The organism is Peptostreptococcus equinus, from assembly GCF_027125355.1.
GTDB classification, from domain to species: domain Bacteria; phylum Bacillota; class Clostridia; order Peptostreptococcales; family Peptostreptococcaceae; genus Peptostreptococcus; species Peptostreptococcus equinus.
In genome coordinates, this window is sequence record NZ_CP114052.1 from 663,002 (window position 1) to 678,939 (window position 15,938).

Below are 15,938 nucleotides of genomic sequence, written 5' to 3' on the forward strand. Positions count from 1 at the left end.
GGAATTATGGAAAAATTTGATAAAAAAAGACTTGGTTCGCTTTTAAATAAAAGCCTAATAATTTTTATAGCATTTTTAATAATGATATCCCTATTTAAATTATTCTTATATCATAATAGCCAAAAGAATTTAATATCGCAGTTTAAGAATACGCATATTAGAGAGAACCTAGTAATTAATAATAAAAAAGTAAAATTGAATAAACCTTATAAGATAAAGGGAGAGACTGTTTATGTTCCAATTATAGAATTATGTGAGAATTTCGGAGCAGATACGTCATATACTTTTAAGCCATATGGTGGAATAGATTTAAAATACAAAAAAAGTATATATCATCTAAAGAGAGGATCAAATATTGTAGAATATTCTAATAGAGCTAATAAAGTTACAATTGATGGACCAGTAGTTTATATGGAAGATACCTTATATATGCCAATAGATTTTATATATAAAGTATTAGATGTCAATGTAGAAAAAGCTAGCAATGGTACTGTGTATATGAATAACTATCCGTATAAGTTTAACTATGATTGGATAAAACAAAATAAATTTATTGCTCATGCTCTTGGTGGTGTAGATGGATTTAAATACACTAATACAAAAGAGGCGATGGAAAGTTCATATAACAAGGGAATAAGAGTCTTAGAGGGAGATTTGACAATGACATCTGATGGTAAGCTAGTACTATGTCATTCATTTTCTAAAGAATATTTAAAAGCATATAAGCTTCCTGAGAATTGGTCTAGTGAAAAGCCTACACAGAAAAAATTCTTATCTGAAAAAATAAAAGGTAAGTATACTACATTGAGTTTTGAAGATATAGCTAATTATATGAAAGAACATAAAGATGTATATTTTGTAGTAGATTTAAAGGATAATTCTACATCAAATGTCAATAAAAGTTATAAAGAATTATTAAGAGTGGGAAAAAATGTTGATACTGAAATTTTGAAAAGAATTATACCACAAATAAATAATTCTCATATGTATAAACCTATAATGAATATTTATAACTTTAAATCAATGATTTATACTATTTATGATAAAAATGAAAAAGAAATAAGCAAAGCTATAGATTTTTCTTTTGAACATGGTATAAAGATTCTATCAATAAATAATGCTAATATTTCTAAAGATTTACAAGATAAGATTAATAATACAGGAATGGGAATATATATGTTCAACTATAACAATGAACAAGAAATATCTAATTTCAAATATCCATTTATTAGAGGTGTATATACAGATTTCTTACCAACACAAAAAATTAATAGGGATAAAGAAGGTAATATAATGAAAGAGGTAGATAATAAAAAAAATACAACCCCATCTAATGATACAGCAAATAATAATGCCAACATACAAGAAATTGAAGGAATAAATTAGATATAGTTTATATAATAAATTTAAATAAAGTAAAATAAAAAAGATGATAAACATAAATTGGTTTATCGTCTTTTTTATATGACTATAATTTATAAGAGAGTATCTTAATAAAAAGTAAAAAAATAGTTACAAATAAAATTTTATATACAATAAATTTATTACAAATTGTAACTAAATATGATATAATTATACAGGTAAAGAAAGGTAGGTTAAAAATGAAAAAATGCAACATAAAATTAAAAAGTTTAATTATTTCTTTATTGATTTCTACTAGTATGTTATCTACATCTTTTGCACAAGACAATAAAGCTGTTAATGATGTTACAATAGATGCAAAACAAGTGGAAAACTTAGTGATAAATGATAACTCTGGTCAAGTGAATGTAGAGCTTGGTGTAGGTAAAGTAAATACTAGTTCAAATACACAGAATTCAAAAGATTTAGTTATAGATAAATCAAATATTGATTTAAATAACCAAGATAATAACTTAAATAGCGTAAATGATATAAAAACTAGCAATCTTAAAGTAAATGATATGACGAGTAATTATAGTCAAAAGACAGCATATTTATCTCAAAAAATATATGGGATGGATAGATATGAAACTGCTGCAAAGGTGAGTAAGCAAGGTTGGCCAAATGGCTCATCAACAGTTGTAATAGTAAATGGAAATAATACAATAAATGGTCTATTAGCAACACCTTTGGCATCAACTTTCAATTCACCTATATTATTGAGTAACAATAATGGTATTAGTTCGTATACAATGACAGAATTAAAAAGATTAAAACCAAGTAAGATATATTTGATTGGTAATATATCTAGTATACCTCAAACAGTAGCAGATTCAATAAAATCTATTACTGGTGCAAGCATAAATAGGATATCTGCTGGTGGGTCAAGTGAATTATCAGCTACAGTTGCTGAAATTATAAGAAAAAATCATAGTGTAAGTACATCTTATGTAGTGAGTGAATATAATGGCATGGCTGATGCTTTATCTATAGCATCAAAAGCTGGTGAAACAAAAAATCCTATATTAATAACTGATAATATTTTTATAAGTGATAAGGCATTGCAATTTGCTAGAAGCATGCAAAATGTTTATTATATTGGTGGAGAAAGTTCTATGTCAAACTCAATAATAGATAAAATTTCTCCATATGTAAATAATGGTTCTAGATTAAATCGTATATTCGGTGTAGATAGACATGCTACAAATGTTAAGGTAATAGATAAATTTTATCCTAATGTTAAGATGGATAAAGTAGTTGTTACAAGATCAGATAATGCTGGTTTAATTGATACAGTATCTGCAGGACCATATGCATCTTTGATCAAAGCACCTATATTAATAACAAATTCTAGTTATATCAGTAAATATACTAAAGACTTAATAAATGTCAGAACTGCAAATATTGTTTACCAAATAGGTGGTGGAATCAGTGCTTCAATTATTGAGACAATAGTAAACAGGCTTTCAATATTGAACTATAAGAGCCCTGTAGATGGAAAAGTAATAGTTATAGATCCAGGACATGGAGGTAAAGATTCGGGTGCATCTGGTTTGGATGGTCAAGAAGAAAAAGATTGGAATTTAGTAACAGCATTATCATGTGCGCAGTATTTACGTGATGCAGGTGCTGATGTAGTACTGACTAGAACAAATGATTATTATCCAAGTCTTCAAGAAAGAGCAGATATAAGTAATACAAATCCGACAGTATTATTCTGTTCTATACATTATAATTCTGCAGAATCATCTTATGCAAATGGAGTAGAAGTATATAAGGGTGAAGGTAATTTAGCATCAAGAGCTGCAACAAATGTTTTAAATAACATACTAGGGGCATTTGATTTATCTCAAAGGGCAGAAGGAGTCAAGGAAAACCCAGGTTATTATGTAATAAACAATACAACTGCACCTGCTATTTTAGTTGAAGGGGGATTTATGTCAAATAGACATGATGTAGACATACTAAAATATGAAAGTGCCCAAAAAACGATGGGAATTCAGATTGCAAAGGGTATAATAGAAACTTTTAGATAAGTTAATAAGTAATCATTTTAAATAATAAAAATAGAGGGACATTAATGTCCCTCTATTTTTATTATTTAAAATCTGATAAATTAATTTAATTTTATAAGTATATTTGGTATAATAAATAGTAATGATTAAAAATTAGGAGTTAAAAATGAAGAAAATATTTAAATATATATTAATGTTTTTAGCATTGGTAATTATATATAAAGGAAGTGGAATGATATTAAATAAAATGTATCTAAAAAATTATAATCGTGTTCAATATACAGGAGATACTAGATATGACACATTATATAGCACCATTTTAAAAAAATATAAGAAAAGTGATGAAGCTTTGCTGATTAATGTTTCATATATAGATGATGCTGTAAGTTTTTCTAACTATGCCTATCAAAAAAATATACCAATAATCTATTCAGATAAAACGGAATTAGACGAAAAAACAGAAAAAATTATCAAGAAACTAGGTGTGAAAAAGATTACTATTATTGGCAGTGACTCAAGTATATCAAACTCAGTGGAAAGAAACTTAAATATTAATGATATAAAAACGGAAAGAATAATTTATAAATCAGGGGTAGAAATGTCTAAAAAGGCATTTGAACTCACAAATAAATATAAAAGGATAAATGGAATAGCAATTGTAAGTAGATCTAATTTTGATTTACCAAATGCTATATCATTTGCTCCATATGCATTGAATAAAAATATAGCTATAGTTACGACTGATCAAACATTAGAAGATATTATTAATATAAAGAAAATAATAGAAGAAAATAAAATAGAAAATATTTATTATATATCAAATAACAAAGGTATTAATGAAAATTTAATCTCTAGTTTAGGTAAGGGTGTTATTATTAATGGAAAAGATAGATTTGAAGTAAATAAAAATATAATTAATAAATTTTATGCAAATAAATCTGAACAGATATATGTATCGCAAGCTGGTAAGATTATGCATAGGAGATATTTGGACTATGGACAACTAACAAATGCCATGAGTGCATTGCCATTGGCAGCAGAATCTAATTCTCCGATTTTATTTTTAGAAAAAGAAATTCCCAATAAAGATGAAATTAATATAATTAGTAGGGGTAAGTATAAGACTATAAATGAAATGGGTTTTAAAATAAAAAGAAGAAAAATATTTGACATTGAGCGTTTTGCAAAGCCAACTACTATATTATTGGTCATAATTTCAATGTTTGTAATATATAGAACACTTTCTAAAAAAGACCATAACTTGTAAATATATGTATTATTTAGTATAATATTGTAGTTAAATATAAAGAAATATAATATGAGGAGGAATATATGTCCTTGAATAAATATAAGGGGAATGACAATATTTTGAGATCTTATATCGATAAAATAAATTATTCCCAAATAAATAAAGGCAAAATTTTTGATGCATATCAAAGGGTATTTGATATAGTACTATCACTAATTGCCTTAATACCATCACTGCCAATACTAGCAATTTTTGCTTTACTGATTAAAATTGAGGATGGAGGTCCTGTTTTTTATAAACAGGAAAGATTAGGAAAAAATGGGCGTGAGTTTTTCGTATATAAACTTAGATCTATGAAAACTGATGCAGAAAAGTTTGGTGCACAATGGGCTGAAAAAGATGATCCTAGAGTTACGAAAATAGGAAAATTCATAAGAAATACTAGAATAGATGAAATACCACAATTGTGGAATATTTTTATAGGCGATATGGGGATTATTGGACCTAGACCAGAAAGACCAATTTTTGTAAAAGAATTTGAAGAGAAGTATGATGGATTTGTAAATAGATTGGCCATAAAGCCAGGCCTTACTGGTTGGGCTCAAGTAAATGGCGGATATGAAATGGATCCAAAAGAAAAATTAGAGCATGATATTTATTATATAAGAAATAGAAGTATATGGATGGATATAAAAATTGTATTTATGACTGTAGGAGTCATATTTACAGGAGAGGGCGCAAGATAGTATGGTAGCTTTTAATGAAAAAAACTATATAGATGGATTGGTATCTGTAATTATACCTGTATATAATTCAGAAAAGTTTTTAGAAGAAACCGTTGATTCCGTACTAAAGCAAACATATAATGAAATAGAAATTATTTGCATAGATGATAAATCAACTGATAATTCAGGAAAATTGATAGATAGCTTATCTAGTAAATATAAAAATATAATACCTATACATCTAGAGGAAAATTCCGGAGTTGCTACTGCTAGAAATGTGGGAATAGAGAACGCAAATGGAAGATATATAGCATTTTTAGACAGTGACGATAAATGGAAAGAAGAAAAAATAGAAAAACAAATAAATTTTATGAAAGAAAATGATTATGCATTTACTTTCACTACATATAGCTTTATAAATGAAAATAGTAAAATATTAAATAAAAAAGTTAAAGCAAAAAAGGAAGTTAGTTATAAACAAATGTTAGTACATAACAGAATATCATGTTTAACTGTAGTCATAGATAGATATAAGGTGGATAAAATCAATATGCCTAAAATAAGGCATGAAGATTATGCCACTTGGTTAAATATTATGAGAGATGGCACAAATGCTTATGGTTTAGATGAAGATTTAGCTCTTTACAGAAGTAGTGGCGATTCTCTATCTGGAAATAAATTGAAGGCTGCTAAATGGACTTGGAATATATTAAGAAATGTGGAGCATTTAAATATTGTAAGAGCCAGTGCTTATTTTACTGTTTACGCTTCTGTAAATGTAATCAAGCATTTCATAAAAAGATAGGTAAGGTGTAATATGAAATTTAGCTTATTACTTGGAACTTATGGATCAAGATTAGACGATCTTGATTTTTTGTTTGCAAGTTTAGATAGACAAACATATAAGAAATTTGAATTAATAGTAGGTTCACAGACTAATTTTGATAAAATAGAGAATTTATTAAAGAAACATAGTTTTTCATACAAACACGTACATGCTGGCGGAATAGGGTGCTCAAATAGCAGAAATGCAACCATGGATTTAGCTAGTGGTGATGTATATACCTTTACTGATGATGATTGTTGGTATAAAGATGATACTCTTGAAATTGTAAAGTCATATTTTGATAAATATGATCCAGATATAGCAAGTTTTCAGCATTACGATCCAAAATTAAAAAAATCAACGATTAATTATCCAGATAATCCTATTTTGGGTATTGGCAAGAGAAAATTATTAAAACAAGCTACATTAGATATGTGGTTTAATTCTAAGTCAATTGATCCACATAAAAATAAATTTGATGAGAGGTTTGGAATAGGAACTCAATATAATTCTGGAGAAGAAAATATTTTTATTATGGATGCCTATAATTTAGGATGTAAAAGAATTTACTATTTTCCCGTTATTACAGCATATCATCCATACAAGGCGGTCAATTATATAGATGAGAAATCATTTTTAGGTAAAGGGCCTCTATTCAAACGATTATTTGGTCCGTTTGCGGGTTTTTTTATCTTTATTCTTTTTTCTTTCAAAAAAAGAAAAGAACTTAAAGAAAATAATAATGGGAAATTTTTAAGTATATTTATAAAGGCATTAAAAGAGCACATAAAATTTAAGTTATAGATATGGAGTAGCTATGAATAAGTTAGAAAAATTTAATAGACTATCAAAGCAAGCTGTTGATATGCTTATTTATAATAGAAAATCTCATAAGTATAAAAACCTTGATAAATATAAGGATATGTGGCTTATATCAGAACGAGGCGTAGAAGCAAAAGACAATGGTTATGCTTTTTTTAAATACTTAAGAGAAAATCATCCGGAAATCAATGCTCATTATGTGATTGATTCTTCGTGTGTTGAGGATTACAAAAGAGTTAAGGTTTTGGGAAATATAATAGAATATGGGAGTCTAGAACATAAAATTGCATTTTTATTGTGTAAATATGCAATATCGAGTCATTCTGGTTACCTTGAACCTTGGAGTTATAAACTTTATAAATTGTTGATAGATAGAAAAAATGAGAAATTTTTTGTGTTTTTACAACATGGTATAATTTTAAGTGATCTTAGTGAGTATGTTAATGGAAAAATGTACATAGATCTTTTTATTACTACTACAAAAAGAGAATATAAATCTTTGATACAAGAGAATTATGGATTTAAAGATGGTGTAGTAGCAAGGACAGGGCTGGCAAGATATGATAATTTAAGCGATTTCAATTTGAAAAGACAAATACTATTAATGCCAACATGGAGAAAGAACATTATCAATCCTTCTTACACAAAAGTAGGTAACGATGATCAAAGTTTATTTGTTGAGTCGGCATATTTTAAGACACTCAATTCATTAATAAATAATAAAAGATTTATAGAATTATTAGAAGAAAATGATATTGAACTAATATTCTATCCGCATTTTGAAATGCAACCATATAAGGGGAATTTTAAGATAAATTCGAATAATATAATTATGGCTGACAAGGATGAGTATAGTGTACAAGAATTACTCAAATCTTCAATGATGATGATTACAGATTATTCTTCTGTAGCATTTGATTTTGCGTATATGAAAAAACCATTAATATATTATCAAAAGATAAAAGATGATAAATATATAGAGGGTTATTTTGACTATAGTAAAGATGGATTTGGTCCTCAGATTTTTGATGAGAATACTGTAGTTAGCCAAGTAGAAAAGAATATAAAAAATGAATTCAAGATGGAAGATAAATATTTAGAGAGGGTTGATAAGTGTTTTGATATTAGGGACACAAATAACTGTCAAAGAATTTATGAAAAAATACTTGAGTTAAAAAAATAAAGGCAGGTTATATATGAATAAGACTAAAATTAAGAATATATTTGCAATTTTAATATTAATTCTAGCTATACTTAAGTTTTATAGTGTTTTTTTTGCCTTTGAATCATTTTCTAAAATTATTATGTTGATATCTCTAGGGCTTGCAAGTTTATTGATATTGGATAGTAGAAAATCGTATAATATTTTACATATGAGTATTATACTTATTTCTTTAGCACAATTTTTAATTGCAAAAAATATAACTATGTTTTATACAATTTATTTATGTATGGCATTTATTGATATAGACTTTAAAATGATTGCTAAAGTATTTATTGTTGCAAATTGCATACTATTTGCCATATATCTTTTATTGAATTTAGTTGGAATTTATCCAACACAATATCTAGAAGGTCGCAATGATTTTGGCTTTGGAAACCCAAATTCAGCATTTATTTGTATGTTTTTAATTTGGTCATCATTTTTCTATATAATAAATGAAAAAGGTAAAAAGTTAGACTATATTTTATTATTTTTGCTTATATTCGTAACTTATGTTCAAACTGAAACTAGAACGGGATTACTTGCAGCTATTGCTACAATAATATTCTATTTTATATTGAAAAAAGTTGATATAAGTAATAAAAAAATAGCCACATTAATTTCTATTATTCCGATTATAGGTGCATTAACAAGTATAATACTAGCTGTATTTGTTTATGATAATTACTTTATAAATAGTATTTTATCTAGTAGACCACTTTATTGGAATGCATATATTATGCATCCAACTTTTGGTTTAAATCTATTTGGTTATGCAGCCAATATAAGGGAATATTTATTTACTACAAGAACGCCTATGGATAGTGGCTATATGTGGGGCTTATATAGTCAGGGAATTATGGCATTCTCAGCTTTAGTGATAGGGATAGCAATTTCAATGTACTCACTATGCAAAAAAAATAAAAAATCAGAGTTACTTCTACTTGTAAGTATATTGGTATACTGTTTTGCAGAAAGCATATTATTAGATATATCTACAAATATAGGATTAATACTTATGGTTCAAAATCTTGATATATTAAATTATAGTAATTTAAGCATTTCAAGATTAAAAGCAAAAAATAGAAATTAACTTCAGGAGGATTTTATGATAGATGGGTTAATATCGATAATAACACCAATATATAATGCTGATAAACATATAGAAGAGACAGTTGCTTCAGTATTAAAACAAACATATACAAATTTTGAGTTATTGTTGATAGATGATTGCTCTACTGATAAGTCTTCTGAAATAATTGGTAGATTAATAGAAAAAGATAATAGGATTAAATATATTAAATTGAAACAAAATTCAGGGGCTGCTGTTGCCAGAAATATTGGATTATCAAAAGCAAAGGGTAGATATGTAGCCTTTTTAGATAGTGATGATCTATGGAAAGAAAATAAACTCAAAAAACAGATAGAACTTTTAGATGAAAATAATGTAGCTTTTTGTTTTACTTCATATAGATATTTTTATGATGCAGATAATATAACTTCAAAAGTGGCAAGAGCACCAGAAAAAATAGATTATGAAGGTTTACTTAAAAATACTTTGATAGGATGTTCAAGTGTGATGATAGATAGAGAAATTATTGGAGATTTCAAGATGCCTGAAGTGAGAAAAGGTCAAGACACAGCTACTTGGTTAAAATTACTTAGACAAGTTCCCTACGCATATGGAATATACGATGATTTAGTATACTATAGAGTTGCAAATGGTTCCCTTTCAAGCAATAAATCTCAGGCATTAAGGAGAACGTGGTACACATATAGAAATATAGAAAAACTTCCACTTTTAAAAGCAATATATGTATTTATTTTTTATGCATTCAATGCTTTTAAAAGAAGGGTTAAAAATGAAAAATAGAAAAGTAGGATAGTTAGGAGTTAAAAATGTCAAAAGCAGCTAAAGCTACCATCTTGTTGATGATAGTTACAATTTTTTCTAAATTTATTGGTTTAGCTAGAGATAGTGTACTTGCATCAGCATATGGAACTGGAAAATATGCTGCTGTTTATTCCACAGCAAATAATATACCAATTGTGCTTTTTGCTGTGATTGGTTCAGCACTAGCAACTAGTCTAATACCACTTTATAATAAACTTAGAGTAGAAGATTCAGAGCAAAGAGCTCTAGGATTTTTAAATACAGTAATAAATATAGTAATATTAGTGTGTATAGTATTATCTATAGTAGGAATAATATTTGCGGGACCAATAGTAAAAATATTTGCACCAGGTTACAAAGGTGATATATTTCAATTATGTGTACAATATACTAGGATTTTGCTACCGAGTATAATTTTTGTTGCATTAGCTAATATTTATACTGCATACTTACAGATAAAGAAGAGATATGTAGTACCAGGATTTATTGGTATGCCTTATAGTATAATAGTTATAATATCAATTTTGATAAGTGCTCATACAGACCCGATTATTTTAGTGATTGGTACATTTATAGCAATAATGTCAAAAGCAATATTTCAAATGCCTTTTGTATATAAAGAAGGATATAAATATTCATATAAATTGGATTTAAAGGATCCAGTAATGAAAGATATGATGGTGTTGATTATACCAGTAGTGATTGGTGTAGGTGCAAATCAAATTAACTCTATTGTAGATAAATCGTTGGCATCTTTGCTTGGAACAAATGTAGTTGCTTCGTTTAATTATGCTGTTAGACTATATGAATTTGTGCAAGCATTACTTATTACTTCAATTTTATCGGTAATATATCCTAAACTTGCAAGTTTAGCTGTATCTAAGCAAATAAATATATTTGTTGATAGTTTGAAGAAAACAATGAATATTATAATAGTTGTATTAGTACCTGTTATTATTGGATGTGGGGTGCTTGCCGGACCAATTGTAGAAATATTATTCCAAAGAAATGCATTTACGTCAAAAGATACTATAATGACAGCAAATATATTAATTATATATGTAACAGGCATACTAGCATTTTCTTTAAGAGATGTAATATCTAGAGGATTTTATTCAATGGAAGATAGTAAAACTCCTATGATAAATAGTATTATAGCTATAGTATTTAATATAGGATTGAATTTACTATTTATTAAACCACTTGGCTATAGAGGTTTAGCTCTTGCAACTGCAATATCATCATATATAGGTTTATTTTTATTTTTTATAAGTTTGAAAAAGAAAGTAAATAAATTTTCTGTACGAGATAATATAGAAGTTTTTGTAAAATCACTAATAGCATCTGTATTAATGTCTGTAGTGGTATTGTTAGTATTTAATTTCTTAAAACCTATATTGTTTGCAAATTTAATAATGAAAGTTATAACTTTGGGTATATCAATTTTATTTGGTATGGCAATGTATGGTGTAGTGATGTATTTTATGAAAGTAGATGAATATAATATGTTATTGAATTTGTTTAAAACTGGTTTTGATTCAAAAATAAAATTAATAAAAAAATAATTTATATAAATTAATTATGCAATTAGAACTGCAATTCATATATTTAAAATTTTTATGTAGAGCATTATAAAAGTAACAGATTGTAATATATAATTCTTGCATGAGATAGTGTTCTATGATAAAATTATATTATTATATGGGTTAATATAAGTAAGGAGGCAGTAATGCGATATTTAGAAAAGACAAGTAAAAAAGTTATTGCAACAGCATTAATTGCATGCATGTTTTCTGCAATAGGTGGAGGATTACTTTCAGATGCAGATACTGCTAGTCAAATGGAAGTAGTTGGTGATTCAGTAAAAAGTTCAACTAACTACAGAAGAGAAAGTAAAAATATTTCTATGAAATCATCTGTATCTCTGTATGCTACAGGTTTTTATAAGATGGGAAATAGATGGATATACTTGGAAAATGGTATGCAAAAAAATGGTTGGATAACTTATAAGGGAGTAAATTATTATATAAGAGATGATTATAGTTTGCCACAAAGCACTTTTGAAAAAATAGATGGATATTATTACTATTTTGATAGAAATGGTATTATGGTAAAAAATCAAAAGGTTAAACTTGGCGGCGAGATTTATCAATTCGATTCAAATGGCCGTTCTATAAAGCCAGATAGAAAGACTGATTTTAGAGTAACATCAGAACAAGAAAGGCTTTATAATTTAGGTGAAGATATATTGGATGCAGCTAAAGATAAGTATGATAGAGGCATTACATATAATACGGTAATCTCTAATGGCTATGCAAAGAAATCTACTGATGCAAATGTAAATATTAATAATTTAGGAAATGCTAATGCTGATAAAAATCAAAAAAATGATGTGAAAAGAGATAAGAAGACCGAATCAAATAAAAATGAAACTAATAAAACTGAAACAAATAAAAACTCAAATAATATAGATTCAAAGTCTGCATCGAAAGTAATTTCATCAGCTCAGTCTAAAATAGGTAGTCCGTATGTATGGGGAGCTACAGGTCCTAGTTCTTTTGATTGTTCTGGCCTTATGCAATATGCATTTTCGTCTGCGGGAGTTAGTTTGCCTAGAGTGTCAGCTGATCAAGCAAAAGTAGGATCATATGTATCTAGATCAGATCTTAAACCTGGAGATATGGTATTCTGGGGTGAACCAGTACATCATGTTGGTTTATATGTTGGTAATGGAGAATATATACACGCACCATATCCAGGAACATCTGTAGAAAAAGCAAAATTAGGTGAATATACAACTGCTAGAAGAGTATTAAAATAATAATATTAAATAAAACGAGGTTAACTCGTTTTATTTTTTTATAAACAAAAATCGTATTTATTTAATTTTAAAATAAATCGAATGCTTTGATTATTTATGAGGTGAAAGAATGAGAAATAAAAAATTTGTTATTAGTTTGTTTATACTATTTTTAAGTGGAATATTTGCTATTTACAATATTGAAGATGTAAACGCTGAAGAAGAAATGAGAGGGGCTTGGGTTGCCAGTGTTTATAATATGGATTGGCCAAAGACATCATATTATAATCCAAGCGCTCAGAAAGCTGAATATATTAAATTATTAGATCATTTGAAAAGCACAGGTATAAATACAGTGATATTTCAAGTTAGGCCAGAATCAGATGCTCTATATAAATCTAATATTAATCCTTGGTCTAGGTTTTTGACAGGAACTCAAGGTAAATATCCAGGTTATGATCCTTTGCAGTTTGTAATTGATGAAAGTCACAAAAGAGGTATCAAAGTACATGCTTGGTTTAATCCATATAGAGCTTGGATGAATCCAGATAAATCAGGTTCAACACCTACAAATCCGATGAACTTACATCCGGATTGGGTCATAAAATATAATAATAAATGGTTTTATGATCCAGGTAAGCCTGAGGTTACAAATTATATAGTAAATACAGTTAATGAAGTTGTTAGAAATTATAATATAGATGGCATACACTTTGATGATTATTTTTATCCGGATTCTAATTTTCCAGATTATAATACATATAAAAAATATGGGTCAGGAAATATTGATGACTGGAGAAGAAATAACATAAATAATATGTTAAAAAAAGTAAATACAGGAATTAAGTCAATAAAACCAGGTCTTGTATTTGGTGTAAGTCCTTCAGGGATTTGGAGAAATTCTTCAAGTGATTCAAACGGTTCAAACACAAGTGGTAGCGAATCATACGCCGTACAATATGCGGATACAAGATATTGGATAAAAAATAATTTAATAGATTATGTGGTTCCTCAAGTGTATTGGAAAATTGGGAATACAAGAGCTGACTATGCAACTTTAATAAAGTGGTGGTCAGACCAGATGGTGGGTTCAAATGTAAAGCTATATATTGGTCAAGGTATATACAAGCATGGTCAAGATGATGTGTATGGTGAAAATGTAGCCATTGAGATAAAAAATCAAATATTATTAAATAGGAAATACCCTAATATCAAGGGTAGTATGTATTTTTCTGCTAGTGATATAGTAAATTCATCTCAAGTAACAAATGATTTAAAATCACTTTACTTAGCAAGATATCCTTACCAAAATTCCATGATGGGCGCCAATAGGTCTGATACAGCTGTAGAAATAAGCAAAAAATCTTGGCCAAATGGAACAGGAACTGTGGTATTAGTGAATGGGTATGAACCATACGTGGGAGTAATTTCTTCACCACTAGCATCATTAAGAAATGCACCAATCTTGTTATCAAGTAAATCATATATAAGCGAACCTACTATAAACGAAATAAAAAGATTGGGTGCAAAAAAAATAATATTAATAGGTGATGAAAATTCTATAGATAAATCTCAATTAGATAAATTAAATACAGCTATAAGTGGATTAAGTTATGAAAAAATATATGGAAAAGACATATATGAGGTATCAAATAAAATAGCAGAGAATATCAGCCAGAATAAGCCTGTTAATAATGTATATGTAGTAGGAGAAAATGGATTAGCAGACGCTATTTCTATAGCATCCAAAGCATCATATGAAAGAAACCCTATTATTGTAACAAATTACATAAAAAATAATAACCCTGAAAATGTTTATTTTGTAGGTGGAGATATGATTATTTCTAATAATATAATAAAACAAATATCTAATGTGCTATCAAAAGACTTAACTAATAGTAGAATAGCAGGTGCCAACAGAATTGATACAAATTCATTAGTAGTGAGAAAATTTTATACAAAACTTTTTACAAAAGAAGCATTTGTAACAAGAGCAGATGCACTTATTGATGCTGTTACTATAAGTGTTTTTGCACAAAGAACAGACTCACCAACTATACTAGCGGGTAAAAGTATAAATAGTCTTCAAAATGATGTTCTTTATCCTAGAAGTGTAAGCCTATTATATAAAGTGGGAGGAGGAATAAATACTTATACTTATAACAAAATATATGAGCTATTGTATGGTGTAATGCAGTAGACAATAATTAAAAATTATATAAATCTATACATTATGATACTTATCATTAAAGTAATATAAAAATATGAAAAGGAAAAAAGTGGTTTAAATATGTTTAGATATATTTTATGGGATATAGATAGAACCCTATTGAATTTCGATTTATCAGAAGATAAATCTCTAAAAATGGCATTTGAAAAGTTTAACTTAGGGAATTGTAGTGATAAACAATTAGATGAATATAAAATCATAAATAAAAAATATTGGGATCTTTTAGAACAAGGTAAAATTAGCAAAGAGGGAGTCTTATATGGACGTTTTGAAGAATTTTTTTCTTTATATAATATAGACAAATCAATAGTAAAAAAATTTAATTCATACTATCAAGAATGCCTAGGACTTACTCCAATATTCAATGAAAATGCATTGGAAGTAGTAAGATACTTAAAAGGAAAATATAAACAATTTGCAGTTACAAATGGAACTGCAACAGCACAAATAGCCAAGTTAAAAAATTCTGGTCTAGATAAAATTTTAGATTTTGTATTTATTTCAGAAAAGATAGGTTATGCAAAGCCTTTTATAGGTTTTTTTGACAAGATATTTGAATATACAAATGACAGAAACTGCGACAAATATTTAATAATAGGAGATTCATTAACGAGTGATATTCAAGGTGGAATTAATGCAGGGATTCAGACTTGTTGGTACAATCCTTATAACACTAAAATTGCAGATGACATTAAAATAAGTTATACAATTAATAATTTAAAACAAGTATTAGATATAATAAACATGTAGAAAATATTCTAATTGCTATTGA

The 15,938-nt window shown here is 27.5% G+C and carries 13 protein-coding genes; all 13 read left to right on the forward strand.

The annotated features are described in order from the left end of the window. Nucleotides 1-6 precede the first annotated feature (6 nt). On the forward strand, nucleotides 7-1,386 hold the full coding sequence (locus O0R46_RS03485; RefSeq protein ID WP_269312191.1) for a stalk domain-containing protein: 1,380 nt from the start codon (nucleotides 7-9) through the stop codon (nucleotides 1,384-1,386). A gap of 215 nt (nucleotides 1,387-1,601) precedes the next feature. Continuing rightward, complete coding sequence (locus O0R46_RS03490; RefSeq protein ID WP_269312192.1) at nucleotides 1,602-3,437, forward strand: N-acetylmuramoyl-L-alanine amidase; 1,836 nt, start codon at nucleotides 1,602-1,604, stop codon at nucleotides 3,435-3,437. 145 nt (nucleotides 3,438-3,582) lie between these two features. Next, nucleotides 3,583-4,683: a cell wall-binding repeat-containing protein gene (locus O0R46_RS03495; RefSeq protein WP_269312193.1), complete on the forward strand. Its 1,101-nt coding sequence runs from the start codon at nucleotides 3,583-3,585 to the stop codon at nucleotides 4,681-4,683. A 65-nt stretch (nucleotides 4,684-4,748) separates the two neighbouring features. Next, nucleotides 4,749-5,411, forward strand: coding sequence for a sugar transferase (locus O0R46_RS03500; RefSeq protein WP_269312194.1), 663 nt, complete (start codon nucleotides 4,749-4,751; stop codon nucleotides 5,409-5,411). Between the two features lies 1 nt (nucleotide 5,412). Beyond that, nucleotides 5,413-6,195 (forward strand): glycosyltransferase family 2 protein, encoded by a 783-nt coding sequence (locus O0R46_RS03505; protein ID WP_269312195.1) that lies wholly within the window; start codon nucleotides 5,413-5,415, stop codon nucleotides 6,193-6,195. Nucleotides 6,196-6,207: 12 nt separating this feature from the next. Beyond that, on the forward strand, nucleotides 6,208-7,020 hold the full coding sequence (locus O0R46_RS03510) for a glycosyltransferase family A protein (RefSeq protein ID WP_269312196.1): 813 nt from the start codon (nucleotides 6,208-6,210) through the stop codon (nucleotides 7,018-7,020). Between the two features lie 13 nt (nucleotides 7,021-7,033). Beyond that, nucleotides 7,034-8,221, forward strand: coding sequence for a CDP-glycerol glycerophosphotransferase family protein (locus tag O0R46_RS03515; protein ID WP_269312197.1), 1,188 nt, complete (start codon nucleotides 7,034-7,036; stop codon nucleotides 8,219-8,221). 13 nt (nucleotides 8,222-8,234) lie between these two features. Beyond that, nucleotides 8,235-9,335 carry an O-antigen polymerase gene (locus O0R46_RS03520; RefSeq protein ID WP_269312198.1) on the forward strand — a complete coding sequence of 367 codons (1,101 nt, stop codon included), beginning with the start codon at nucleotides 8,235-8,237 and terminating at the stop codon, nucleotides 9,333-9,335. Nucleotides 9,336-9,350: 15 nt separating this feature from the next. Next, nucleotides 9,351-10,115 carry a glycosyltransferase family 2 protein gene (locus tag O0R46_RS03525; RefSeq protein ID WP_269312199.1) on the forward strand — a complete coding sequence of 255 codons (765 nt, stop codon included), beginning with the start codon at nucleotides 9,351-9,353 and terminating at the stop codon, nucleotides 10,113-10,115. A gap of 26 nt (nucleotides 10,116-10,141) precedes the next feature. After that, on the forward strand, nucleotides 10,142-11,701 hold the full coding sequence (gene murJ / locus O0R46_RS03530; protein ID WP_269312200.1) for a murein biosynthesis integral membrane protein MurJ: 1,560 nt from the start codon (nucleotides 10,142-10,144) through the stop codon (nucleotides 11,699-11,701). Between the two features lie 164 nt (nucleotides 11,702-11,865). Next, complete coding sequence (locus tag O0R46_RS03535; RefSeq protein WP_269312201.1) at nucleotides 11,866-12,957, forward strand: C40 family peptidase; 1,092 nt, start codon at nucleotides 11,866-11,868, stop codon at nucleotides 12,955-12,957. Between the two features lie 109 nt (nucleotides 12,958-13,066). Further along, on the forward strand, nucleotides 13,067-15,136 hold the full coding sequence (locus O0R46_RS03540; protein ID WP_269312202.1) for a family 10 glycosylhydrolase: 2,070 nt from the start codon (nucleotides 13,067-13,069) through the stop codon (nucleotides 15,134-15,136). A gap of 90 nt (nucleotides 15,137-15,226) precedes the next feature. After that, the gene (locus O0R46_RS03545; RefSeq protein ID WP_269312203.1) at nucleotides 15,227-15,916 is read left to right on the forward strand and encodes a YjjG family noncanonical pyrimidine nucleotidase; all 690 of its coding nucleotides are present in this window, start codon (nucleotides 15,227-15,229) and stop codon (nucleotides 15,914-15,916) included. Nucleotides 15,917-15,938 lie beyond the last annotated feature (22 nt).

Excerpts from the sequence above, each read along its gene's own strand:
- O0R46_RS03485 (WP_269312191.1), top strand. The coding sequence starts at position 7 with ATGGAAAAATTTGATAAAAAAAGACTTGGTTCGCTTTTAAATAAAAGC.
- O0R46_RS03490 (WP_269312192.1), top strand. The coding sequence starts at position 1,602 with ATGAAAAAATGCAACATAAAATTAAAAAGTTTAATTATTTCTTTATTG.
- O0R46_RS03495 (WP_269312193.1), top strand. The coding sequence starts at position 3,583 with ATGAAGAAAATATTTAAATATATATTAATGTTTTTAGCATTGGTAATT.
- O0R46_RS03500 (WP_269312194.1), top strand. The coding sequence starts at position 4,749 with ATGTCCTTGAATAAATATAAGGGGAATGACAATATTTTGAGATCTTAT.
- O0R46_RS03505 (WP_269312195.1), top strand. The coding sequence starts at position 5,413 with ATGGTAGCTTTTAATGAAAAAAACTATATAGATGGATTGGTATCTGTA.
- O0R46_RS03510 (WP_269312196.1), top strand. The coding sequence starts at position 6,208 with ATGAAATTTAGCTTATTACTTGGAACTTATGGATCAAGATTAGACGAT.
- O0R46_RS03515 (WP_269312197.1), top strand. The coding sequence starts at position 7,034 with ATGAATAAGTTAGAAAAATTTAATAGACTATCAAAGCAAGCTGTTGAT.
- O0R46_RS03520 (WP_269312198.1), top strand. The coding sequence starts at position 8,235 with ATGAATAAGACTAAAATTAAGAATATATTTGCAATTTTAATATTAATT.
- O0R46_RS03525 (WP_269312199.1), top strand. The coding sequence starts at position 9,351 with ATGATAGATGGGTTAATATCGATAATAACACCAATATATAATGCTGAT.
- murJ (WP_269312200.1), top strand. The coding sequence starts at position 10,142 with ATGTCAAAAGCAGCTAAAGCTACCATCTTGTTGATGATAGTTACAATT.
- O0R46_RS03535 (WP_269312201.1), top strand. The coding sequence starts at position 11,866 with ATGCGATATTTAGAAAAGACAAGTAAAAAAGTTATTGCAACAGCATTA.
- O0R46_RS03540 (WP_269312202.1), top strand. The coding sequence starts at position 13,067 with ATGAGAAATAAAAAATTTGTTATTAGTTTGTTTATACTATTTTTAAGT.
- O0R46_RS03545 (WP_269312203.1), top strand. The coding sequence starts at position 15,227 with ATGTTTAGATATATTTTATGGGATATAGATAGAACCCTATTGAATTTC.